The sequence below is a fragment of the Paenibacillus sp. MCAF9 genome, assembly GCF_052114265.1.
Classification (GTDB): Bacteria; Bacillota; Bacilli; order Paenibacillales; family Paenibacillaceae; genus Pristimantibacillus.
In genome coordinates this window covers 372091-397361 of sequence record NZ_JBFREL010000003.1, presented here as the reverse complement: position 1 = coordinate 397361, position 25271 = coordinate 372091, and the positions used below count along the sequence as shown (strand labels likewise).

Sequence of the window (25271 nt, the reverse complement as noted above, 5' to 3'; positions counted from 1 at the left end):
GGAAGCATCATGTACAGACTGCTCATTGTAGATGACCTGCCCATTATTGTTGATGGATTAGTAGAGCTGTTCGAGCAGACAGAGCATTTGCAGCTCGAAGTGATGAAAGCTTATTCAGGGGAAGAAGCATTGGACGTATTATCCCAGCATCGCATGGATATCGTCGTATCCGACATTAAAATGCCGGGAATAGAAGGAATCGAGCTGTTGCAGGAAATAAAGGTACAGTGGCCTGCCTGCAAAGTTATTTTTCTAACGGGATATAACGATTTTCAATATGCAAGAAACGCCATTACTTACGGTGGTTTTGATTATATTCTGAAAATAGAAAGCGACGAGAAAATCATCCAGTCTGTCGAACGAGCCATCGAGAAAATAGAAGAGGAACAGGATCAAGTACAGATGATTACGAGAGCGCAAACCAGTATGAGACTGGCATTGCCCTCACTGCAAAAAGAGTATATATGGGGGCTTTTGCAGGGCAAGCATGCAGCGGAGAATCAGTTGAAGCAGGCCTTCAATGAATTAAATATTCCGCTCGATGCTGCCCTGCCGGTTTATGTACTTATTGCCAGAGTCGATGTATGGAAGGAAATGTTCACTGCGCCGGATAAAGCTTTATTAACTTATGCGCTGCAAAATATTGGCGACGAATATTTGTCTGCACAGGTAAGAAGCTATTCCGTTGTATTTGAGCTGTCAAAGATCGTCTGGCTGATTCAACCGAAAAGCTCTGATGAGTTATCTGCTGATACCAGTTCCAGCAATTTGGATTTTGTTAGAGCCTATCGCTATACGAGCGGCATATTGGAAACGATTCAAGGCACATGCAAGAGGCTGCTCGGAACGACCGTTTCTTTTCTCCTTGGCAGCGAAGTGACGGAATGGAATGATCTATCGGATCGTTTTCATGCGAACAAATATGGTTTTGTGCAAGGGCATGGATTGTTTAATGAGGTCATTATGACCGATAAGGACATTCAGAATCAAGAGACAGACGATAAAGCCAGCAGCATTCATGATAGCTTTTACCATGCTCGGGTGCAATTGCTGATGAGCTGTCTAGAAAATAACAATCGGGAGCAGTTCAATAAATTGTATGTGGAGCTTACTGCCATTTGGAATGTCCCAGGAACGCCCAATGAGCGCAAAATAGAAATGTATCATTCCCTCTCGGCAGTGTTTCTTTACTATATACACAAAAACCGGGACATTCGGGATTACATGAATACGCAGCTCGACTTGGAGAAGTTATACCGCTACGGGGACTCTACCTCATGGACGGAATTGATTCAGTATTATAGGCAAATGGCAGACTGTTTTTTTGAATGGAATACACTGCGAGGCTCGCAATTGCCGACTGAGGTTGTAAATAAAGTACATCGCTTTATTGAAGAGAATTTGTCTACCGATATTTCCTTAACCGCTTTAGCCGATTACGTAAGCTTAAATCCTTCTTATTTGTCCAGACTTTATAAGCAAATAACGGGCATAGGCTTATCGAAATACGTGAACGACTATCGGAATTTGGTTGCCAAAGACATGCTTCTGAACACATCCATGAAAGTCAACGAAATTGCGGCTGCGCTCGGGTACAATTCCGCGCTTGCCTTTATTCGGTTTTTCAAGAAGCAGAATGAAACGACGCCGCAGGATTTCCGCATGGCAAGGTGCCAGTCGCAAATGCAAGGTCAACAATAGTATATGGATTGTAAACAACGATCTCTGTCTCCTCCTGAACGCTCCCCTTACAATTGAGGTATAGATAGCGCACAAGAGGAGGAGAAATTTTGAGAACATTAACAGCCGTATTACTAGGCGCAGGCAGCAGAGGGAGATACATTTACGGGCCGTATGCGGAGAAATTTCCGAATGAATTAAAAATGGTTGCTGTAGCTGAACCAAATGAAGAACGCAGAAAGCGGTTTGCAGAAATCCATCAAATCAACCAAGAGCATGTGTATGACAGCTGGGAGAAAGTATTTGAGCAAGGGCGTATAGCAGATGTCATGATCATCTGTACACTCGATCGGATGCATTATATACCGGCGATGAAGGCCATGGAGCTCGGTTATCACGTCCTGCTTGAGAAGCCGATGTCGCCTTCACTTACGGAATGCATTCAGCTTGAGCAGGCGTCACTGCGGCATAAAAGGCTGCTTGTTGTTACGCATGTTCTTCGGTATTCACCATTTTGGTCTGGGATTAAAAAATGTATCGAGGACGGCGAGCTTGGCACGGTGGGTACGATTCAATTAACGGAGAATGTTGGTTATCAGCATATGACGCATAGTTATGTGCGCGGCAATTGGCGGAATTCAGAGGAGACTAGTCCAATGATTTTAGCCAAATCGTGCCACGATCTGGATATCATCTCCTGGCTTATGGATCAGCCTTGTACAAGCGTTAGCTCGTACGGCTCTTTACTGCATTTCAAATCGGAGAATGCTCCGGATGGTTCAACGGAACGCTGCATTGATGGTTGCGCCGTCGAGAAGGAATGTGCTTTCTCAGCGATAAAGATGTATATGCAGGCGCCGGATCACGCTTGGGCGAGATATATGACGAATGATTTGTCACAAGAGGGTATTCTGAAAGCACTGAAGGAAGGACCGTTTGGACGTTGTGTATACCGCTGCGATAACAATGTCGTTGACCATCAGGTTGTGAATATGCAATTCGAGAATGGAGCGAATGCATCGTTCATTATGTCAGGATTGACGCAAAGCGGTACACGCCGTGTTCAAATGATGGGCACAAAAGGTGAAATTATTGGCGATATGGAGAAAGGTTCTTTTACGCTGTATCGTTATGCAACGGGAGAACAGCTTGAAATTCGCTGCAGCGTCCAAGGGGATGGCCACGGAGGCGGAGATGATCGGATGGTCAGCTCGTTCCTGCGAAACGTTTGCCAGTTCGACAGCAATCCTTCACATGGCTTGACCTCTGCAACGGCGTCGCTGCAAAGCCATCTGATCGCATTTGCGTCGGAGCATTCAAGGCTGCATGAGGGGCTTGCGATCAAACTGTCGGATATGCTTGAGAAGCAAGAGCTGCCTGCATAAGGTAAATAGGCAGGGTTGGGATAAGGTGTCTCTACGCATAAATGCGAAAGTAGAATGCGTTGTAAAATAAAACCTATCGCTTCCATACAAGGCACGATGAAATAGGGCGAGTCTCAAAAGAGATATACTCACTGGAGAGATAGCTCGATTTTATTAATAATCATGCAGCTGATGAAAAAAATGGCGTCACAGAAATTTTTTCTGTGACGCCATTCCTTATTTGGGTCTAATTATTTTTGAGATAGGCCCATTTATTTGTCCATGACAAGGGCAATCTGGGCGGTGAAATGAGACAAGTAAACAAATGTATATCAAAGTCATAAGTTATCTCTTTGAAAGTCGGGTCAAGTTTCTTAAAGTAACAGTAAGAACATGGCTGCAAGCTTCTACATCGGTTGCGATGGAATCTTAGAAAGGGGGATTGAGTGCTGCAAAAGACTTAAAGCAGGCTTGAAATGAAACCTATTGTACACATGTTTAGTAGTCTTTTTATTTGAGAATAGAAAGGGAGCTGTCATTAATGAAAAGAAGTAAAAGCTGGATAGCTATCGCATTGATAAGTGCCCTGTTATTGACACTGGTTCCGGCAGTACAAGCGGAAGAGGGACAAGATCAGGGACAGGATCAGGGACAGTCTGCATTCCGTAATCTTGCTGCGGGGCTTGGATATGAATGGTCCGAAGCGCCGGAGGCTAAGTACCCCGACGATCATAATAAGCTGACGGATGGCATTTATGGCAAGTTGGATATGTCGGACCCGGCTTGGGTAGGACATGTGAAGAAGATGACACGCGAGGTTGTGTTTGATTTAGGGGAGAAGAAATCTATCTCGAGCATTAAAGCGCGATTTTTGCAGGATTGGCCTGACAACACGATGCTTGTGCCGTTGACGGTATCAATGTACGTCTCCGACGACAAAGAAAATTGGGGAACGCTTTCACACAATTCAACCAAGCTGCTTTGGGGGGATGGTCCGCCAAGAGAAGAGGTATATGAATGGAATGGAAGCAGAGATGGCATCAAAAGCGGGAATTCTGATGCGGAGATGGCTTATGCCCGTTATGTGAAAGTAACCTTCTCGATGCATACGAGAGCTTGGACCTTCATTGATGAAATCGAAATATGGGGCGCAGATGGAAAAGTGGAAGGTGCAGAAGAAGTTGCCGCTGAGCAGCCGAGCTACTTAGAGCCGGGAGAAGCAACGGCTGGCATTCGTAATCTTGGATTGCTCTATAACGGACAATATGCGAATGATAAGGGAACTTGGACGAAGGATCGGATTATTCCTAATATCAGTTACGTAGACCTTGCCGGAGAACCAGTGGATTGGCTTTTTGACGGCGTTCTTTATCTTGGACTTACATCGCCGGCCGGAAATGCGTTTGGCGGAGGAGCTACACTGGAGGACTGGAAATGGTACCTGAACAAAACATTTGCAGAAACAGGCGATATGCAGCAGCTAAACGAAGCGGCGATGGAAGTAGGAAGCAAGCTGAATCAGCCTGATCATAAGGTAAAGGTTGTTTTAATGATTCCAGACCCAGGTGAGTATGTGAACGATTTCGGAGATATTGACGGTGATGGTATATCTGAAAGCTTTAATGCTTCTGAAGTCGGAGAAATGAAGGCGTATGCAAATAGAGAGAAAGCGATACAGTGGTGGTTAAATGAAGCCGAACAAAAATGGGCATCAAACCATTACTCTCATCTTGAGCTTGCCGGCATGTACTGGCTGGAGGAACAAATCAGTACAAGCGCGACAGGGCCGGATTTAATTCGTTCGACGAGTAATAAAGTGCATGCTCAGAACTTGAAGCTTTTCTGGATACCGCACTTCTTAGCTTACAAAAGCCATATGTGGAAGGATGTCGGGATAGATGCAGTAGCCTTCCAGCCAAACTACTTTTTCGAGCCATTGGATGAGGATCGTCTGGAAGACGCCACGAACATAGCGAAGCAGTATGGGATGGGCGTTGAGCTTGAGTTTGATGATCGTATGGTGACTGATGGCGTGTTTAGGGAGCGGTATGTTGATTATTTAAACAGCGGCGTCCAAACCGGCTTTATGCAATCAGCCTTTAAAGCCTACTACCAAGGTAATAATGCTGTATTTGATACGGCGGTAAGTGCTGATCCTGCAACACGCATTTTGTACGATTGGCTCTATCAATTTATAAATGGAACGTATCAAGCGAACAACGCTGCCCCTCCAAAAGCAGAAGTACAAATGAATGGCCAAGTGCTTCAAAGCGGAGTGGCTATTTCGGAAAGAGAACCCGTTTCGTTTACATGGAAATTAATCAATGATGATGGAAGCGGATTGAATAAAGTAACAGCTACCTTTAATGGCAAGCCTTACACAGAAGGAACGGTTGTAAATTTGGCAGGCAAGCCAGGAAAACATGAGCTTGTCATAACCGTAGCAGCAGGCAAATCGGAGAAAACATTTTATGTGATTGAAGCGGGTACCAGCGCATCCGATTTGAAAACATTAATTGAAAGCTACAAGGAAACCAAACAAATCACGAATGACGAAGCAGCTCGCTCGCTGAACAATTATTTGGAGATGATGAGCCGGTTCGAAGGAAACGACAAGTCGAAGTTTACCAAGTACTTAAAAGGCTTTAATGCGAAGCTGGAGCTTCTGAAAAAAGAGCATATGATTACAGACGGGGCGTACAGCACGCTGAAGGAAGACGTCTATTACCTGCTTGGAAATTTGGCACAGAATAAGGCCGCGGAAGCATCTACAGTAGAAGCCGATAATCCAAATTATGCTCCGGGGAGAGCAGTTGATGGATTCCCTTCAACAAGATGGGCAAGTGAACTGCTGAACAATACATGGTTCCAGGTCGATCTCGGAGAAGTGACGGAGATGGACACTGTAACGATTGATTGGGAATACGCTCGCGCAAAAACCTATAAATTACTCGTCTCCGATGATAAGCAAAATTGGAAGAGTGTTATCAAGGAAAATGATGGTATAATTACGGCGAAAGACGGCAAAGAAACGGTTCATTTTGACCCTATAAAGGCTAGATATATTAAATTTGAAGGGATCGAAAGAGCAACATTTTACGGATATTCGTTCTATGAATTTGGCGTTTATCACTTATCGGGAGCAGAGGAAGCCAAGCCTATTGAAGGTATTAAAACTACTATAGATCTGGCATCAAAAAAAGTAACTTTAGACGGTCTAGTGATGAATGGCGATCTTGCAAACGTAAGTTTGAAAGTTGTCGATCCACAAGGAAAAGTGAATTACACAGCCGAGACGACGAGTACAGAAGCTGGAAACTTTCAATTCGCCTTTACATTGACAGGTGATGTAGAGGGTATCTATGAGGCATATCTAGCATTAGATGATATGAGCGAGCCTAAACGGGTTACTTTTGAGTACAAGAAAGCATCGACTGGCGGAGGAGGCGGTGACTCGGTTATTTCCACTCCTGACTTGTTCCAGCTGCAATCAGATGGTTCTGTCAAAACGGAAATGAGCACTAAGCTTGATCCGAGCGGAACGATGGCTGTCGGTGTGGTCAGTGAACAAGACCTGCAGAAGGCGATAGCGCGGGCGAAAGCAGATAAAGACGGAAAGCTGAAAGCAACGATTGTGCTTAAGAAAAACGGCGAGGCAGCGAAATATGCCTTGGATCTTCCTGTATCCTTCTTGTCTGACCATCCTAACTTGCTTATTGAAGTAACGACGCCTAAAGCAACGATCTTGCTTTCTGGACAGATGCTGGTGAAGTCAGCAGAGCTTGGCAAGGAGCTGCGGCTTATCATTGGCGAGCGGGACCTTAAAACGTTGAAGCAGGATGTACAAATCCAGGTAGGTGAAAGAGCAGTCGTTGAGCTTTCGGCACTATTGGACGGAAAGGCTTATACATGGAACAATGCAAAGGCACCGATTACCGTTACGGTTCCGTATTTGTTAACAGGCAGCGAGACAGCGTCAAGCATCGGTATATTGTCCATTAATGAACAAGGAACAGCATCAGCAATTGCGGCAGCAGCCTATTCCGACTCGGATAAGCATATCAGGTTTCAAACAGACCGTATGGGTACTTATGCAGTATTTTATAAACAGCCCGTTGTAGCCTTTACAGATCTCGGCAAATACTCTTGGGCGCAGGAAGCGGTTGAGAAGTTGGCTGCCTTAGGTATCGTAAAAGGAACATCGGCTGCAACCTTCAGCCCGGCTGTACAGGTAAGCCGAGCAGATTTTATTCTAATGCTTGTAAGAGCACTAGGCTTGAAAGCGGAGGCAAGCGATACATTTACAGATGTTCAGCCACAGGATTATTATTATGATGCAGTGGCTATTGCCAAGAAGCTAGGTATCGTTACCGGCATGGAAGGTGGACGATTTGAGCCGCAAGCAAAGATGACAAGGCAAGATATGATGGTTATGGCAGCGCGGGCATTAAAGGCAGCGGAAGCGTTAGAGCTACCTAGCGATATTACATCGCTCAGCAGCTTCAAGGATGCAGATAAGGTGCCAGATTATGCAGCCAGCAGCATAGCAGGCATGATTGAGCTAGGGCTCATTCAAGGCGATGGCGGCATGATCAAACCAAGCAGCCAGACTACTCGTGCTGAAACAGCAGTGTTTCTTTACCGGATATTGAATTTGCTATCAGCGAAAGAAAAGTTTAACGAGGCAGAATGACAGGAATCAGCTTAACCAAGCTAAAGAGGAGCCCCAAGCGAGGCTCCTCTCTTTCGTATATAGCAGATTAGACGGTTGTCCGATCCTCTTGCGCCAGCTTCGTATAATACAGCTTGAAAATGAGATCCTGATTATAGTTTCCGAAACCAGAGCCGAATAACGTAAAGCCGCCAATATGCTCAGCATCCTCCAAAATCGCAATGCGGAACGTCCAGTGGCTGTTGCTAATATCAATCTGGTCGAGACTTACATCCGAGAGCCTAAGGCCGTCCATGTAAGTACCGTCCTTCTTAATAATCAACCGCTTTAATAAACCGAATTGGTTGACATCATCAAACCACCAAGATGGATTAAGCTTGCCTTTTCCACCGTAATCGGCAGGGCTCGTCCACATGCCAACATTTACACCATTAAAGAAAAACGTAAGATCCGAAGGCCAGTTCATATTGGTGAGCGGCGCTTCAGACGAAATTTCCATCGAAATTTCGAGCTCATCTGGACTCTCGCTCGTTAATAGGAAGTTAGGAATTTTGTATTCGATATAGCCTTGCGAGAACCATAATATTTTGGCGTTCACGCGATCGGGATCAAGAAAGTAGCGGGGGTCGTCGAAAATACCGATAACCTTCTCCGTCGTGCAAATGCCGCAAGTAGGAACGATGTTGAGATCGGTATAGTGTCCGATGGAAACCTCGGTTCTGCGTGACTCGCGCTGTACGACGTCCTTGCGGGGGAATGCTATTTCAAGTCCATCCATGCTAAGCGAGCACACCTTCTGAGCGGCACCGCCTTTGCCAGGGGTCATTTCGGATTTAATGATTCCGGCCTTCTCCAGCTTTTTTACGTGCATTGTCATGATTGCACTGCTTAAGCCTAAAGCCTCTGCCAGCTCTCGAATGTTCATTGATTTTTTGGAGAGCAGGTGAATCATTTGAATGCGTACATTACTCGATATAGCCTCAAATATAGGCAGGCTTTGCTCTGATAGCTCGATTTTCAAGGGTTACCTCCGAATAAGAGTTATTATTAATACATATGTGAATGTTTAGAGTAGGCTATAGTCTGTAATATACATGAAAATAGTCGAAATCACAAGGAATATTGCTTGAAATAGCCGCTGTAAGCCATGAAGAAGATAACCATATTGTAAATTAATTCGCCGTATCGTTTACTTGTGTGTACAAATTCATTTTTTTTGGATAAGCTTTATAAAATGAATATTTTTTGGTAGCATAATTATTAGCAAATGATCTAACAAATCTGTTTCCACAAGGAAAGGTGACCTTATTCATGCAAATTGATCTTTCTAATAAAACAGCGTTAATTACAGGAGCCACTGGAGATTTGGGACGGGTTATGGCACGTACACTGGCAAGCTGCGGCGCTAACATCGTTCTGCACTACAATAATAACGAAGCAAAGGCCAAAGAATTGCAGACGGAAATTACAGCTATGGGCAGAAAAGCGATGATCGTACAGGCAGACGTAACGAATGAGCAGCATATTAATGAAATGAAAGCTAAGGTAACAGAGGAGCTCGGCCATGTAGACATCGTTGTCGCTAACGCGGTCATTCAGTACCAATGGACAAGCATACTAGAACAGCCTGTTGCTGATTATGTCAGCCAATTCGAATCCTGCGTATTGCAAAGCGTCTTTTTAGCAAAAGCTTTTGTGCCGGCGATGATCGAGCGGGGCGGGGGTAGAGTCATTGGCATCAACACCGAATGCGCGATGCAAAATTTCGCGGGACAATCAGCCTATACAGCTGGGAAACGCGGGATGGATGGCGTCTATCGTGTGTTAGCCAAAGAAGCTGGGGAGCATCAAATTACGGTTAATCAGGTGGCGCCAGGGTGGACCATCAGCGATCGCGATCGTGCCACCGGTACGGAGGAGAACCTTGCTTATTCACAAAACGTTCCGCTTAAACGCAGAGGAACGGACCAAGAGATTGCCAATACGGTTGCTTTTCTAGCATCGGATCTAGCAAGCTTTATAACTGGCGCTTACATTCCTGTAAACGGCGGAAACGTTATGCCTGCCATCTAGAATAAGGGAGAGTTAAGAGGATGAGCCCCAGAAAACGATTGTGGCGCATATGGGCAGCTTTAGGCAGCATGAGAATGGAGGGGAAGCTGTTTATCGTTTTCCTGCTTCTAATCACGCTGCCGTTATCGTTTATAGGCTACATCTCATATAGCAATTACTCGCGTTCGATTGAGGAGAAAACGATTGTCTATTCGACCAAGATGCTTGAGAACATGATGGTTCGTGTTGACGATTATATCGAGGATATGATTCGTATTTCCTCTATTCCTGCGTACCAGAACGATATCAAACAAAACCTGATTCTCTCGAACAGCTATTACGAGAAAAGGCAGCAAACGTCGATAGACAACAGCAATCAGGTGCCTGACGATTTTGACCTTCTGCTCTTGATTCAGCGAGGCATTGAGGGAAATATTTCGTTCATCAATACGATAAAACGCGGCGCCAACTCGGTTTATATATTTGATCAGTTCGGCAATGGCTATTATTCTACAGCAGGCGGCGGCATTCGGCTGAACGTGAAGGAGAGCTATGAGAAATGGCGAGAGCTCATCAATACTTCCGGCGGTGAAGCGAGGCTGTTCAGCACGCAAAAATATACGAGCAATTTGCAGAGCATCAAATATGCGTTTACCGTCGTTCGCAAGGTGATTGATAAATCGCTTAAGCCTATCGGCATGATTGCGGTGGATGCGAATATTAGCGTCATTGAGGATCAAATGAGTGAGCTTGATAAGGTGACAAATGGAAAATCGGTTATTATCGATGAGCTTGGCAATGTCGTTTATGACAGCGACAAGCAGCGAATGGCCACAAACATTATGAGTGATCCTACGGTAGCCCAGGCAAAGGGCACGAGGGGGAGCTTTTATTTTGAGCGTGACGGTGTTAATCGATTATACATTTATACGACCTCGCCCAATACGAAATGGAAGGTAATGACCTCCATTCCGGACAGTGAGCTGACGAAAGATGCCGTTGTCATTCGCAACGTAACCTGGATCGCTACAATTATTACGATTATCGTCGCGCTTTTCATATCGGTTGTGTTTTCCTTTGCACTAACGAATCCGCTCCGCAAAATGATGCGATTGATGAAGAACGTGCAGGAGGGTGACTTTAACGTTCAGTTTCAAGTGAAATATCGGGACGAGGTAGGCCAGCTAGGCAATCAGTTCAACCGAATGATTGTCCGAATCGATCACCTCATTCAGGATATTTATTTGATGGAGACAAAGAAGAAGGAAGCTGAACTGCACGCGCTGCAAAGCCAGATCAATCCGCATTTCATGTATAATACGCTCGAATCGATACGAATGGCGGCTGAGCTGAACGACGATCAGATCGCAGCCGACATGATTGCCATACTCGGGAAGCTGCTGCGATACAGCATAAGCGATTTGCATGAGGAAGTAACGCTGGAGAATGAGGTTCTGCATATGCGCAACTATGTGGAAATGCTTAATTATCGTTATCCGAACCGCTTCCATTTAGAAACGCATATAACCGATGACATGCTGAAGTATCCTATGATTAAGCTTGTGCTGCAGCCCATTGTCGAGAATGCAATTTATCACGGCATGGATGACAATAAGGCCTCGATGAGAATTGTGATGAGCAGCGAGCGTACGCCGCATGGTGTACTTCTTCGCATAAAAGATGATGGGCTTGGCATGGATGAGGATACATTAGATCGCTTAAACCGTTCACTTGCAGGATCGGAGGAAGCGGTCGTCAAGCGCAAATCAGGCGGAATCGGCTTGAAAAATGTAAACGAGCGTATCAAGCTCCACTACGGAAACGCGTATGGCTTGAAGGTGACCAGTGAACGGGGGAAAGGCACCGAGGTTATTTTACAGTTTCCACTATAATGAGGGAGAGACGCTGCATGAACAAATACATTTGTATGCTGCTGCTTATTGTTCTTTTGTCCAGCATAGGCTTGACTGGATGCCAGAAGGCACAAGGCATCAGCGAAAAGGAAAAGGAGCCCGTTAGCAAAGAGGAACAAGCTAATCAAAATGTGACGCTTAACGTGATGACTAATCGCGTTGATCTGATCGAGAATGGCGTGTTTCAAAAATATGCCGATCAATTTACACAGCTGAATCCTGGCGTAACGGTCAAGTTTGAGGGCATAACCAATTATGCCAGCGATATTATGCTGCGCTTATCCACTCGCAGCTTAGGCGATGTGCTGCTGCTTCCGAACAATATTAAAAATGAAGATTTGCCTGATTATTTTGAGCCGCTAAGCGACAGCTTGTTTGAGCATATTCATTTTGCAGACTTTAAAGCCTATGCTGGACAACGCTTTGGCATTGCTACCGGCGCTTCCACGACAGGGATCGTATATAATAAGCAAGCTTTTAAAAAGGCAGGCATTACACAAATTCCAACGACCTTGGAGCAGTTCTATGCAGCATGCGAGAGGCTGAAGAAGGCCGGCATTGTGCCCGTCTATCTGAACTATGGCGCTCAGTGGCCGCTTATGACTTGGGGCGAGGATCTAGTCAGCTATATGACTGGCAATGCCGACTATTTAAATAATATGGTCAACACGGACGAGCCGTGGACTATTGATAATGCATGGGGACAGTCAATTTCCATCGTCAAAACATTAATATCAAAAGGTTATGTGGAAAACCAATTGCTCACGAATCAATGGGAAACATCCAAAAAAGAGCTTGCTGACGGTAGAGCCGCCATGTATTTAATGGGTAACTGGGTCATTAATCAAGTTATTGCAGCGGGTGCGAAATCGGAAGATATCGGATTTTTCCCATTCCCTTACGACAATAGCGAGAAGCGCTTCTCGCCGCTAAGCCCGGATTGGTTTGTGGGTGTAAGCAAATTTAGCGAGAATAAAGAGCTGGCCGAGGCGTGGGTCAAATTTTTTGTAAACGAATCTGGTTATGTTGATGATTCGGGCTTCTTGCCTGTGATTGAGGATAAGCAGCCTTCCTTGCCGCAATTTCAACAGTTTTTATCGTTCAACATCGAATTTCTGGAGCGCAGAGTGCCAGACGACCTCTTGCTTGAAATTGCGAATACAGCTCAAATTGCATTTTGGTCCGGCGATTATATTCAAGAGTGGATTGCCTCTCCAGATTTGCAGAAGGTGTTTACCGAATACAATAGGCGCTGGAAAGAAGCGCGAACCATTACTGAAAGCTAAGGTGGACTACCGATGTCAAACAAGGTTACCATGCAGCAAATTGCTGATTATTTAAGCGTATCAAAGTTTGTTGTCTCGAAGGCGCTCTCCGGCAAAGGCGGCGTAAGTGAGGCAACACAGGAGCGGGTTATTCAAGCGGCATCGCAGCTGGGTTATTTTACGCAAAAGAATGCTTATGTGAAAACAATGAAGCTTGAGCAGCTTCCCAAAACGACTGCCGCCCACAAACAATCGGTGCTTGTGCTTATGCCTAATATTCGCTTCCAAACGAAGGAGTCGCTGTATTGGGGAAGAATCCTCGATGGAATTGCTTCGCGATTGGAAGAAGATGGTTATGGCATGGTCATTGTGTCAGAGCAAAGCGTCGATCATTTCCTTCATTTCTTGAACCCGAATGGCATATTGGGGCTTATCGGCGTGGGAGAAATTTCAACTCCGCTGCTGCTAGAGGTGCATCGCATCGGCTTGCCAATGGTGCTCGTGGATCATGAGGATATGTTGATTCCTAGTGATACGGTGTTTACGAACAATTATGATTCAATGTATCGTTTGACGAAACATTTGATTGGTAAAGGACATACGCAGCTGTGCTTTATTGGGGATATGAATTATTCGCGGAGCTTTAAGGATCGGTTTCTTGGGTTCCGAAGTGTATTGGAGGAGCAGGCTCTGGTAGAGCCTAAGTTTCAAATGAGCAATGACTGTTATCTTCCCGTTGAAGGTTTTGAGCATGAGCAGTTTCAAGAGCCGATAAAACAGTGGGCAATCAAAAGACTTAAGGCAAAAACGATGCCAACGGCGCTTCTATGTGCAAATGACATGATCGGTATCGGTGCGATTGATGCCATGAAGGAGCTAGGTATTGCGGTTCCGGAAGAGGTGTCCATTACAGGCTATGACAACATTGACGATTCCTATCGCATGACACCTTCTTTGTCGACGGTGCATGTACCTAAGGAAGCGCTTGGCAAGCGGGCGGTAGAGAGGCTGATTAGCAGAATAGCGAACAAGCAGGAGCCGATGGAGAAGCTGCTTGTAGCTGGAGAGATCTTGTACCGAGAGTCAACAGCGCAGGTGAAAGCATGACTTATGACATAGGTTGATGTATGAACAATGAAGTTTAAATGGATGAATTGCTTATGATTTGTCATATTGATAACGATTTCGAATACAATTATAAATATATATTGTATATATTACATATACAAAATTCGCGATATTCGACAAGGAAAGTGGTTAAAAACGCTCGATGTGTAGGAAAAAAGCTATAAATTAGCGTCTTCCTTAGTTCTAAAGAAGGGTGATTTACTTCATTCGACAAAGATGTGGGTATTGCCTAAAAAGAGGCTAACCTATATTATATATTACAAATATTAATATGGAGCTTGGTGATAGCAAATGAATTCAACAGTCCGTACGCCGCTTTACCAGAAAATCCAGGATTATATCCGCGAGTTGATTGCTACGGAAGGCTTGAAGGCGGGGGACCGCATTCCGACCGAAAAAGATCTAATGAAGTTGTTTAACGTCAGTAAAATAACTGTAGTGAATGCGATGGTCGGACTTGCCAACGATGGAATCATTTCAAGGGTACCGGGAAAGGGCAGCTTCGTCAGCAATGATGGACCGGTAGAAGTTGATGAGATTGTGCCGGCTACGCCGACAGTTGGTTTAGAAAGTTCGGCAACCCAGAATAAAACGCGTATGATTGGTCTCGTTATGCCATCTATTTATGATTATTTTGCCATCCGTTTAGTTGAGGGAGTGCAGAGGGCGCTAAGAGAAAAAGGCTACCGAAGCATGATTTTGCTGTCTGAGGGAGATGTCGATAAAGAGAAAGAAGCGTTTAAGACGCTCAAGGAATTCGGTACGGACGGTTTGCTTGTATTTCCCGTAGATGAAGAGAATTATAACGAGGAAATATTAAATATGAAGTTCAATGGCTACCCCTTTGTACTTATCGATCGTTTCCTGCCTGGCGTAGAAACCAATTATATCGCTGCGGATGGAAGGCTTGGAACAAGCCTTGCAGTCGAATATATGTGGGAGCTTGGGCACCGGGAAATTGCGATTTGCTCAGATTCTCCGCTGCAAACGGTTACGGTACAGGAGCGGATTGAAGGTTATATGGACGCTTTGAAAAACAAGGGCGCACTCATTAATCCGGCTCATATTATTACCGACTTTAATGTTGGCAGCCTTAAGGATGCGGAGAAGCACCCGTTATACCGCTATATTCGCAACCGAATGGCTACGGCGTATATTACGCTTAACGGAAGGCTGGCTGTTCGAATTTATCAAATGGCTAGGCAAGCGGGGCTTCGCGTGCCTGAGGATTTGTCTATTATCAGCTTCGATGACCCGACATCTATCGTAGATGAGTTCAGCTTATTTACACATATCAATCAGTTTGAGCATGATATGGGTTATCGTGCAGCAAGCACGCTGATCGACATTATTGAGAATGGGGTAGACCCAAGCAATAGATATAGCAAAACGCTGCTGAATCCTGAGCTGGTTATCCGCCAAACGACTGGACCAAGACCTGTTCAATAATTGAATAAGCGATAAAATTGAGAATCTTTTCCGCTAAGGAAAAGATTTTTTTATTTATATATTGAATATATTGAATCTATATATTATATTATGAATAAGACGAATGTTTATAAAGCTTGGTTGCAAAATTCATAGCGAAGTTTTGAATAGTTTCGCGAGTACGATCTGAAAACGCTAACATTTTGAAGTCGATAGGCATGTATGGGAAAAAGCCTGTATGAAATATAGAACTGGATGATAAAGGAGACCTACAAATGCCATACGAAAAAGTGAGAACGGAGCAGTTGAAGTCGCTGTTGGACCGGTTGAAGGAACAAATCTACAAGCCGCTTACGGATTTGAAAGTAACTGCTTGGGTTACTGAGGAGCCGGTTTCTTACGAGGATAGGGAGTCAGGCCGGAAGATTGAACTCGCTGCGGGAGACCGCTGGGGAAATCTTTGGGACTGCGCTTGGTTTCACTTTAGCGGAAAAGTACCGCAAGAGGCGAAGGGCTCCAAAATTGTGCTTCTTATTGATGTGAATGGTGAGCTTTGTTTAGTAGATGAAGAGGGAACACCTACTCAGGGTTTAACGAATATAAATTCTGAGTTTGATTATAGCCTTGGCCTTCCTGGCAAACGTGTTGTACACATTAGTGAAAGCGCGCAGGGAGATGAAGAAATTGATTTGTGGGGCGACGCAGGCTGCAACGACCTGTTCGGTCGCTTCCGCAGTGGCACTTTGAAGGAAGCCCAAGTCGCAATCTGCCACGAGAACATCCATCAGCTTTATTATGACGCTGAGGTACTGCTTGAGACGGCGGATCGTTTGCCTGAAGGTTCAGCACGCAGAGCACGCATTTTGCAGTCTTTGTATGAAGCCTCTCATATCCTTACATCTTTGAGTGAAGAAAGAGTAGCTAAGGCATCAAAACTGCTGCGCGAGCAGCTTGATAAACGCGGCGGAGATCCAGTGCTTACTATTAGTGCCGTCGGCCACGCGCATATGGATCTGGCTTGGTTATGGCCTATCCGTGAAACGATCCGTAAGGGAGCACGCACATTTTCAACGGTGCTGCGGATGATGGAACGTTACCCTGACTACATCTTTGGAGCAAGCCAGCCACAGCTTTATGATTGGATGAAAATCCATTATCCGAAGCTGTATGCAAGCATCAAAGAGCGTGTGCAAGAAGGGCGCTGGGAGCTGCAAGGCGCAATGTGGGTTGAATCGGATACTAACGTACCTAGCGGGGAAGCGTTGATTCGTCAAATCCTTTACGGAAAACGGTATTTCCAAGCCGAGTTTGGTCAAGAGATGAAGTCGCTTTGGATGCCGGACGTATTTGGATACACAGCGAGCTTGCCTCAAATTTTGAAAAAATCAGGCGTTGATTACATGATGACGCAGAAGCTGTCATGGAGCATTTACAACCGTCATCCCCACCATACATTCCACTGGGAAGGAATCGACGGCTCGCGTGTCTTGACTCATATGCCGCCTGAGGATACGTATAACAGCCCGGCTGCACCTCGTTCTATTGTGAAGGCAGAGAATGAATATATGGACAAAAACGTATCGGAGAATTGTCTCATGTTGTTCGGAATCGGCGATGGCGGAGGCGGTCCTGGCGAGGAGCATCTCGAGAGATTGCAGCGGGAGAAAAATTTACTTGGCCTTAGCCCAGTTGTTCAAGAGCATTCTTCACAATTTTTTGAGAAGCTTGCAGTTGGTTCTGATCGTTATCAAGTGTGGTCCGGGGAGCTTTATCTGGAGCGCCATCAAGGAACGCTGACGAGCCAAGCGCGCAATAAACGGTATAACCGTAAGCTTGAGAAAGCTTTGCGCGAGCTCGAATATGCAGCTGTCTTGGCTGAAAGAACAAAGGGCAAACCTTATCCTGCGCAGGAGCTGGAAACGATATGGAAAGAAGTGCTGCTCTATCAATTCCATGATATATTGCCAGGCTCCTCTATCAAGCGCGTATATGATGAATCGCTGGAGAGATACGCGATACTGCTTGACCGTGTCGAGCAATTAATTTCCGAAGCTTACGAAGCGGTTGCACAATCCGTATCTGCTGAGAAAGGCTCTGAGGTAATCTTTAACTCCCTGTCATGGGATCGGGAAGAATGGTATGAAAACAATGGCGCATGGCAGCGGGTTCGTATTCCTGCTATGGGATATGCCGTTGCAAATGGTTCACTAGCGCTTGCTGAGACGGCAGCAGCTGAAGCGGAAATTGCAGCTGCCCGGACGCAAGAGAAAACAGCGGCAAATAACCTCTTTCCTGATATGAGTGCATCGGCTATCGATCGGATAATGGAAAATGATATGTTATCGGTTACGTTCGCTGAAGACTTCACGATAATATCCATCATTGATAAAGAGCTTGGCCGGGAAATCATCCCGCATGGCCAGAAGGCGAATGAACTCAGCCTGTATCATGATGAGGGCGATGCATGGGATATTAAACAAGATTATCGCCTCTCGGGAGGAGTGCCGATTGAGCCGTCTGAATCATCAGCTTTCCAAGATGGTCCAACGGTAGGCTTGCTGCTTGTATATCGGTTTGGTCAATCAACAATGACACAGAAGGTCATCCTGACTCAAGGCAGCCGCCGCATCGATTTCGTTACGGACGTTGATTGGAAGGAATCAGCGAAGATGCTGCGTACATCCTTCCCTGTCAATATTCGTTCGGACAGCGCGAGCTGTGAAATTCAGTTCGGCTACTTGAAACGCCCTACACATCGCAATACGCTGTGGGATTATGCGAAGGATGAAATTTGCGCTCATCAATGGATCGATCTTTCGGAGTCGGATTATGGCGTCGCACTTCTCAATGATTGCAAATACGGACATCGTGCTTGGCAGAATGTGCTGGATTTAAATCTTTTGCGCAGTACATCGTATCCAGATCCAGAAGCCGATCAAGCAGAGCATCAGTTTACGTACTCCTTGTACCCGCACAAAGGTGATCATGTTCAGGCAGAGGTTTATAAGCGTGGATATGAGCTTAACGTACCACTGCGTTCGGTAAGCATGACAGCAAGCGACGAGGCACAGCATTTGCCAGCAGCAAAATCATTTTTCAGCGTTGACCATTCCAATGTAATGGTTGAAACGGTGAAGCAGGCAGAGGACGGAGATGATCTCATCATCCGTTTATATGAAACCGCAGGAACACATCTTAAGGCAAAACTCATTGCAGCTATGAACGAAGCGGATGCTTGGCTTACTGATTTGATGGAAACACCCATCGATAGAATCCATGCGGAGGAAGGGGCATACCATCTGGCCTTTACTCCATTTGAAATAAAAACGATCCGTTTGGCAAGGAGGTAGAGCATATGACAGAGTCAGTATTGTGGAAACGAATTTGGCGGCACAAACTATTTTATTTGTTTATGCTGCCCGGCATCATCTGGTTTTTCCTCTTTTCCTACGTTCCACTTTTTGGCGTACAAGTGGCATTTCGTGATTTCATGTTCTCTGGGGGCTTCACTGGAAGCCCCTGGGCAGGACTGAAATACTTCCAGCAGTTTTTCTCCTATTATCAGTCATTCGAGTTGATCCGCAACACGATTATCATCAGTCTCATGAAGCTTCTTATCGGATTTGCAATGCCTATATGTCTCGCAATCCTATTGAACGAGGTTCGAAACATTAAATTTAAGAAAACCGTGCAAACGCTTTCTTATTTACCGTATTTCGTTTCATGGATTGTCGTTGTTACGCTGATGCAGCGTCTTCTTACTCCATCTGGAGGTCCAATCAATGAATTGCTTGGCGTGTTTGGTGTAGAACCGATTCAGTTCTTGAACAATACAACATGGTTTTATCAAATTGTTGTAGGCTCGGATATTTGGAAAAACATCGGGTGGAACTCGATCATCTATATGGCAGCAATCGCCGGCATTGACCAGCAGCTTTACGAGGCGGCTAAGATCGACGGCGCTGGGCGCACTCGCCAAATGTGGCATGTAACGCTTCCTGGTATTCGCAACATTGCCGTTATTTTGTTCATACTCTCGGCCGGCAGCTTAATGAGCGCTGGTTATGAGCAGCTGCTCCTGCTGAACGGTCCGGCTACCGCCGCAATCGGCAGCGTACTCGATGTGCATGTTATCAGCTCAGGTATAGGTGAAGGCCGATTAAGTTATGCGGCTGCTGTAGGATTATTCCAGAGTGTCATTGCACTCATTCTTATCGTGACTGTCAACCGAATTGCTCGCAAGGTTAGCGACGTATCCCTGTTTTAAGGAGTGGTTTGATATGGCGAAAAGCCGATTTTCTATATTTAGCATTTGTAATTATATTTTCTTAACGTTGTTCGGATTGTCGATGATCTACCCGTTTATTTACATTCTGGTCTACTCGCTCAACGACGGAAAAGATTCGATGATGGGTGCGCTTTATTTCTTCCCTCGTAAATTTACACTCGACAATTACGTAGAGGTTTTTGATAATGCCCGCATTTGGCAGGCCTACAAAATCACGCTGCTACGCACTGTGCTCGGCACATTCCTGCACGTAGGGCTTTGTACGCTGATGGCTTATGCGCTTTCCAAAAAAACGCTGCCAGGAAGAACATTTTTTACGTATTACATCTTTTTGCCAACGATATTCAGCGCTGGATTCATTCCGTATTTCATCACTTTGCAGAAGCTGCATCTGATCAACAGTTTTTGGGTATATGTCATTCCGATGCTGTTCAATTTCATGCATATCGTCATTCTTCGAACGTTCCTGCAAGGCATACCGGAGGAGCTTGAAGAATCGGCACGAATTGACGGCTACGGTGACTTTCAAATATTCCTTAAAATCATTTTACCGTTATCGGGTCCAGTTCTTGCGACTATCGCTTTGTTTATCGGGGTTTCGCATTGGAACGACTGGTTTACAGGCGCCTATTATGTGTCGGATAAAAATCTGATACCGGTTCAAACGCTGCTGCAAGAATTGCTGACCGAAGCGGAAGCGCTATCATCCTCCATGCAGAGGGCGGCGCAGCAAGGCGGTCAGACCGTCAGTGTCAATGTGGCTGGGGCAACACCGGAATCGCTTCGAATGGCTTTGCTCGTTATCACGGTGTTTCCGATCTTGTGTATTTACCCGTTTTTGCAGCGTTACTTCGTCAAGGGCGTTATGATTGGCTCGGTCAAAGGATAATCGTCCGCATTCGGGACTTTATCATATTTCATTACAGTTCACGGGAGGGTTTTTATGAAGAACAAAAGAGCAAAAAGCACTTCGTTGTTTCTCGCAGTAACTCTGATGGCGGTTACGCTGTTTGGCTGCAGCAACAACAACGGTGGCGCCGTCAATAAGCCTTCGGACAACGCAGGCACAACTAACAGCGGTACAGAGCAAAAAGAGGTGAAACTCAAAGTTCTTCACAACTGGAACGGCTCCAGCGGCAGCGACACAGACACGACGGCGATCGAGAAGGTTATTAAAGAAAAAACGGGGATTACGATCGAGTGGGAATATACAAAGGGCAGTGAAGTTGAGAAAGTGAACACCATTTTTGCAACTCAAGATATGCCTGATATTTACACAGGTCCAGCTTGGGGCGGAGAGCTAGATGGCATTATAAAAGCAGCGAAGGAAGACCAATTGGTCGATCTTTCGGATAAGCTGGACAAATATCCAAATCTAGCAAAAGCGATTCAGAAAGACAATGTTCCGCCAGCGCTTTATGAGAAAGCTTTTGATGTGTACGGTGGCAAGCAGTTCTTGCTTTACCAGAACCACCCTGCAACACCTGAGGATGCAATGGATTGGCTTTATGGCTTCTACGTCCGCAAGGATATTGCTGAGAAGGTTGGAGTAGATCCACAATCCGTACGTACAAAGGAAGAGCTTTACAGCTTCCTGAAAAAAATCAAGGACGCTGACCTGAAGGAAAATGGCATGTCTGTTATTCCTCTCGGAGGCTTCCATAACGGCTGGGCTGTCGGTATCGGCAATACGATGTTCTATGGCTCTGGTTATGTAGATAAAGGCGATGGAACGCTGGAAAACAGCTTCTTCTCGAAACAATACGAGGATTATACGCTGTATTACCGCAAGCTGATCTCCGAAGGTTTGCTTGATCTTGAAGCGTTTACGCAAACCGATCCAATCGCGAATGAGAAAATCAAGCAAGGCCGTATTGCAGTGCTGGCTGCTCACTATCCAGCGATTCTCGATGCTTCCAAGGACTATGTGAAAGCGCATCCAGGCAGTGATTATATTCCAGTTGGCCCGCTTGAGCGTGCTGGCGCTGCTGCAGACCGTCCTGCTGACCTTTCTATTCAAGGCAACAACGTAACCGTTATTCCGAAAAAATCGAAAAACGTAGATGCAGCGCTTCGCCTGCTGGACTATCTTGCTTCTGATGAAGGTTTCCTTCTCGTACGTTACGGCATTCAAGGCGAACATTGGGATATGGAAAACGGCAAGCCTGTAGCCAAAAAAGAATGGTTTGATAAATTCTCAGCGGATACAACTGGCAAGATGAAGAAAAACGAAGGAATTGGCATTGGCCTTGAGAGCATGTCTGGCCAAGACCGCATCAACTCTGTTGGCGCTGGAGACATCTGGTCTGATCAGGATCGTCTGGCAGCAATGGATAATGCGCGTAAAATTTTACGTCCTAACGGTATTAGTGTTATTTCGGCATACAATCCTGGCGACGTTATGATTAAGTCTCCACAGTGGGAAATGCTGAAGCCATCCATGGACAAAATAGGCGACGTCTGGAAAGAAGCGATTTATGCGAAATCGGATGAAGCGGCACTAAAAATCATTAATGATCTTCGCGGTCAGATGAATAAAACAGGCTATAAAGAAGCAATGCAGTTTACTAATGACAACTTGAAAGGCAAGGAAGTTGCTTTGTTTGGAATGGCAAACTAAAGGAGGCTTCTCGCTTTGACGAAGGGTTTGGGACAACGAGCAGAGTGGACCGGTTTTCAGGAATCAAGGCCGTATGGCCCGAAGTATGATTTGCGGACCGATTTTGTCATGGTATACGGAATATCCGATGATTTGCCTGAGCGAATCGAAGGCTGGAGAAATGCCGGCTACAAGATTCATTTGATGACAGGTGTATCTTGGGGGGAGTATCAGGACTACTTGTACGGTCGATTCGACGGACGGGAGCACTGGGATGAAGCTCAAATGGACCGCAGCGGAAATCATCTGCTTCATGGCAAGGATGTTCCTTATATGGTTCCGACCATTGCCTTCGCTGAATATTTGGCTTCTCATATTAAACGGGCAATCGACTCTGGCGCAGAAGCGATTCATTTGGAAGAGCCGGAATTTTGGGCTGCATCTGGTTATTCCGATGCGTTCAAGCGGGAGTGGCTGAACTATTACGGGGAGGATTGGATTCCTCCCCACTCCTCGCCGGACGCTCAGTACAGAGCATCCAAGCTGAAGGCGGCAATGTACTATCGTGCGCTTGACCGGCTTTGCAGTCAAATGAAGGAATATTCCTTAGTAACCTACGGTAGAACGGTGCGTTTCTATGTCCCAACTCACAGCTTGATCAATTATACGCAGTGGCGAATTATAAGTCCTGAGGCGCTGCTCGTGTCGATGCCTGGCTGTGACGGTTTCATTGCTCAAATCTGGACGGGAACGGCTCGTACTCCGAACGTTTATAAGGGACTGCGCAGAGAGCGAACCTTCGAGACGGCATATTTGGAATATGGAATTATGCAGGAGCTCACGCGGGGGACGGGGCGTGAAATGTGGTTCCTTCACGATCCGATAGAGGATAACCCTAGATACAGCTGGAGCGACTATCGTAAAAACTATCGTTCTACTGTTGTGGCTTCCCTACTGCATCCTGAGGTGAAGCAATACGAGGTATGCCCATGGCCGCGCCGTGTATTCGAGGGCAGCTACCCGACTGAGGACGGGAAAGGAAAGGAAATGATCCCGGGTGACTATGCGACCGTGCTTCTGACGGTCATGAATGTGCTGCGCGACATGCATAACCATGATGAGGTTGCTGGAGACGACTCCTATACAGCTGGCATTGGTCTTTGTTTATCCAACTCTGCGATGTATCAACGCGGGGACGTTATCCGTGAAGGCGAGCAGGAAGGCGAAGCCGCCAAATATGACGGAACGAGTTCAGCTGAAGAGCTGAGTGCAGAGCAGAAGGAGCTTCTTGACTGGTCATCCTTTTACGGACTCGCGCTTCCGCTCGTGAAGGTAGGCATTCCGCTAAGACCGGTACAGCTGGACAATATTTTGACCTTCCCAGGATATTTGGATCATTACCGGGTGCTGCTGCTCAGCTACGAATTTATGAAGCCGGAGCATCCGGGCATTCATCAAGCTATCGGACAATGGGTGAGGGAGGGCGGCATACTCATCTATGTCGGTGACGGCTCGGACCCCTATCATGAAGTGCGGGAATGGTGGAACCGTGAGAACAGCCGCCGCTTTTACATGCGTCCGGAAGAACATTTATTCGAGTCGCTTGGCTTAGGTAGAAACCCGGAGCAAGGAGAGTTTACGGTAGGCAGCGGTGCTGTTTTATTTTACCGTGAGAATCCAGCGGAATTGTCCCGCTCTGAAGCGGGTGCAGATCTTATACGGAGTGCTGTAAAAAGGTCGCTCGAGATCCGCGGAGAAATGGCTGACTATAAGGAAAGCACCTCGCTGCATATTAAACGGGGGCCTTATGTCATTACTCATGTGCTGGATGAGAGGGACGCGGATGATTCAATCGTTCTGGAAGGTCTGTTCGTTGATTTGTTCGAAGCGAGCATGCCTGTGAAACACTCCGTGGAAATCAAATCGGGCGAGGACAGCTTGTTGTTTGATTTGAACTACTCGGATAAACAGCAGGGGGAAACAAGTATTCTTGTTAGTTCTTCACGCATTCGTGAGGAGCTGTCGGCTGAAAACGGAATTTCCTTTGTTTCAGAGTCACCGCTGGACATCACGGTTAGTACGCGCCTGCGTGTACCAAGTGAGCCTAGCAGCGTCACAGCTGGTGATCAAGCGGCATCATACGAGTATGATAGAGAGTCAGGAACGGTGCTTCTTCGCTATCCAGGCGTTCCGGAAGGAATTGCGGTAAGCGTGGAATGGTAATGCGATAACAAACAAACGATTGAAGGGGCTGTCCCAAAGTGATGAACTCACTGGAGAGATAGCTCGATATGAAAAAATGGCGTCACAGAGATTTATCCCTGTGACGCCATTTTTCTATTTTGGTCTATTGATGTTTGCTTAAGCAAATGGTGGACAAGCGAATTTTGGCGTATGATCGAGGTGGGAAATGGAGCAATAAGCACGTATATGCTCTTACAGCGAGAGAAAGGGCTAGGTTTGTTGTCTGTAAGCACATATATGCGCTTATAGAGTAGCTGCGGCGTATGATCGAGGTGTGAAATGGAGCAATAAGCACATATATGTTCTTACAGCGAGAGAAAAAGCTAGGTTTGTTGTCTGTAAGCACAAATATGCGCTTATAGTGTAGCTGTGGCGTATGATCGAGGTAGGAAATGGAGCAATAAGCACATATATGTTCTTACAGCGAGAGAAAGGGCTAGATTTGTTGTCTGTAAGCACATATATGCTCTTATAGAGTAGCGGCGGCGTATGATCGAGGTGGGAAATGGAGCAATAAGCACATATATGTTCTTACAGGGAGAGAATAAGCTAGGTTTGTTGTCTGTAAGCACAAATATGCGCTTATAGAGTAGCGGCGGCGTATGATCGAGGTAGGAAATGGAGCTGGAGCTCAGACA

General features: G+C 45.9%; 14 protein-coding genes. 13 read left to right on the top strand and 1 reads right to left on the bottom strand.

Annotation, left to right across the window (positions count from 1 at the left end):
- Positions 1-9: 9 nt before the first annotated feature.
- The 3 genes from AB4Z45_RS07210 (at position 10) to AB4Z45_RS07200 (ending at position 7737) form a co-directional block, all read left to right on the top strand.
- Complete coding sequence (locus AB4Z45_RS07210; protein ID WP_441908497.1) at positions 10-1701, top strand: response regulator transcription factor; 1692 nt, start codon at positions 10-12, stop codon at positions 1699-1701.
- Between the two features lie 89 nt (positions 1702-1790).
- The gene (locus AB4Z45_RS07205) at positions 1791-3065 is read left to right on the top strand and encodes a Gfo/Idh/MocA family protein (RefSeq protein ID WP_441908496.1); all 1275 of its coding nucleotides are present in this window, start codon (positions 1791-1793) and stop codon (positions 3063-3065) included.
- Between the two features lie 520 nt (positions 3066-3585).
- Positions 3586-7737, top strand: a complete 4152-nt coding sequence (locus AB4Z45_RS07200; protein ID WP_441908495.1) for a DUF4855 domain-containing protein — start codon at positions 3586-3588, stop codon at positions 7735-7737.
- Between the two features lie 67 nt (positions 7738-7804).
- On the opposite strand, the gene AB4Z45_RS07195 is transcribed toward AB4Z45_RS07200, so the two are convergent.
- Positions 7805-8737 (bottom strand): ArsR/SmtB family transcription factor, encoded by a 933-nt coding sequence (locus AB4Z45_RS07195; protein ID WP_441908494.1) that lies wholly within the window; start codon positions 8735-8737, stop codon positions 7805-7807.
- Between the two features lie 290 nt (positions 8738-9027).
- On the opposite strand from AB4Z45_RS07195, the gene AB4Z45_RS07190 reads away from it, so the two are divergent.
- The 10 genes from AB4Z45_RS07190 (at position 9028) to AB4Z45_RS07145 (ending at position 24612) form a co-directional block, all read left to right on the top strand.
- The gene (locus AB4Z45_RS07190) at positions 9028-9789 is read left to right on the top strand and encodes an SDR family NAD(P)-dependent oxidoreductase (RefSeq protein ID WP_076268998.1); all 762 of its coding nucleotides are present in this window, start codon (positions 9028-9030) and stop codon (positions 9787-9789) included.
- Between the two features lie 20 nt (positions 9790-9809).
- Positions 9810-11660, top strand: a complete 1851-nt coding sequence (locus tag AB4Z45_RS07185) for a cache domain-containing sensor histidine kinase (RefSeq protein ID WP_441908493.1) — start codon at positions 9810-9812, stop codon at positions 11658-11660.
- A gap of 17 nt (positions 11661-11677) precedes the next feature.
- Positions 11678-12967 (top strand): ABC transporter substrate-binding protein, encoded by a 1290-nt coding sequence (locus tag AB4Z45_RS07180; protein WP_441908492.1) that lies wholly within the window; start codon positions 11678-11680, stop codon positions 12965-12967.
- Positions 12968-12979: 12 nt separating this feature from the next.
- On the top strand, positions 12980-14053 hold the full coding sequence (locus tag AB4Z45_RS07175) for a LacI family DNA-binding transcriptional regulator (RefSeq protein WP_441908491.1): 1074 nt from the start codon (positions 12980-12982) through the stop codon (positions 14051-14053).
- A 312-nt stretch (positions 14054-14365) separates the two neighbouring features.
- Positions 14366-15523, top strand: a complete 1158-nt coding sequence (locus AB4Z45_RS07170) for a GntR family transcriptional regulator (RefSeq protein WP_441908490.1) — start codon at positions 14366-14368, stop codon at positions 15521-15523.
- A gap of 254 nt (positions 15524-15777) precedes the next feature.
- On the top strand, positions 15778-18852 hold the full coding sequence (locus AB4Z45_RS07165; protein ID WP_441908489.1) for an alpha-mannosidase: 3075 nt from the start codon (positions 15778-15780) through the stop codon (positions 18850-18852).
- Between the two features lie 5 nt (positions 18853-18857).
- On the top strand, positions 18858-19769 hold the full coding sequence (locus AB4Z45_RS07160; protein ID WP_076268992.1) for an ABC transporter permease: 912 nt from the start codon (positions 18858-18860) through the stop codon (positions 19767-19769).
- Positions 19770-19782: 13 nt separating this feature from the next.
- Positions 19783-20679: a carbohydrate ABC transporter permease gene (locus tag AB4Z45_RS07155; RefSeq protein WP_339204670.1), complete on the top strand. Its 897-nt coding sequence runs from the start codon at positions 19783-19785 to the stop codon at positions 20677-20679.
- A 54-nt stretch (positions 20680-20733) separates the two neighbouring features.
- Complete coding sequence (locus AB4Z45_RS07150) at positions 20734-22410, top strand: extracellular solute-binding protein (RefSeq protein WP_441908488.1); 1677 nt, start codon at positions 20734-20736, stop codon at positions 22408-22410.
- Between the two features lie 15 nt (positions 22411-22425).
- Entirely contained in the window at positions 22426-24612 is a 2187-nt protein-coding gene (locus AB4Z45_RS07145) for a hypothetical protein (RefSeq protein WP_441908487.1), read from the top strand.
- Positions 24613-25271 lie beyond the last annotated feature (659 nt).

Excerpts from the sequence above, each read along its gene's own strand:
- AB4Z45_RS07155 (WP_339204670.1), top strand. The coding sequence starts at position 19,783 with ATGGCGAAAAGCCGATTTTCTATATTTAGCATTTGTAATTATATTTTC.
- AB4Z45_RS07180 (WP_441908492.1), top strand. The coding sequence starts at position 11,678 with ATGAACAAATACATTTGTATGCTGCTGCTTATTGTTCTTTTGTCCAGC.
- AB4Z45_RS07210 (WP_441908497.1), top strand. The coding sequence starts at position 10 with ATGTACAGACTGCTCATTGTAGATGACCTGCCCATTATTGTTGATGGA.
- AB4Z45_RS07185 (WP_441908493.1), top strand. The coding sequence starts at position 9,810 with ATGAGCCCCAGAAAACGATTGTGGCGCATATGGGCAGCTTTAGGCAGC.
- AB4Z45_RS07150 (WP_441908488.1), top strand. The coding sequence starts at position 20,734 with ATGAAGAACAAAAGAGCAAAAAGCACTTCGTTGTTTCTCGCAGTAACT.
- AB4Z45_RS07200 (WP_441908495.1), top strand. The coding sequence starts at position 3,586 with ATGAAAAGAAGTAAAAGCTGGATAGCTATCGCATTGATAAGTGCCCTG.
- AB4Z45_RS07190 (WP_076268998.1), top strand. The coding sequence starts at position 9,028 with ATGCAAATTGATCTTTCTAATAAAACAGCGTTAATTACAGGAGCCACT.
- AB4Z45_RS07175 (WP_441908491.1), top strand. The coding sequence starts at position 12,980 with ATGTCAAACAAGGTTACCATGCAGCAAATTGCTGATTATTTAAGCGTA.
- AB4Z45_RS07165 (WP_441908489.1), top strand. The coding sequence starts at position 15,778 with ATGCCATACGAAAAAGTGAGAACGGAGCAGTTGAAGTCGCTGTTGGAC.
- AB4Z45_RS07160 (WP_076268992.1), top strand. The coding sequence starts at position 18,858 with ATGACAGAGTCAGTATTGTGGAAACGAATTTGGCGGCACAAACTATTT.
- AB4Z45_RS07170 (WP_441908490.1), top strand. The coding sequence starts at position 14,366 with ATGAATTCAACAGTCCGTACGCCGCTTTACCAGAAAATCCAGGATTAT.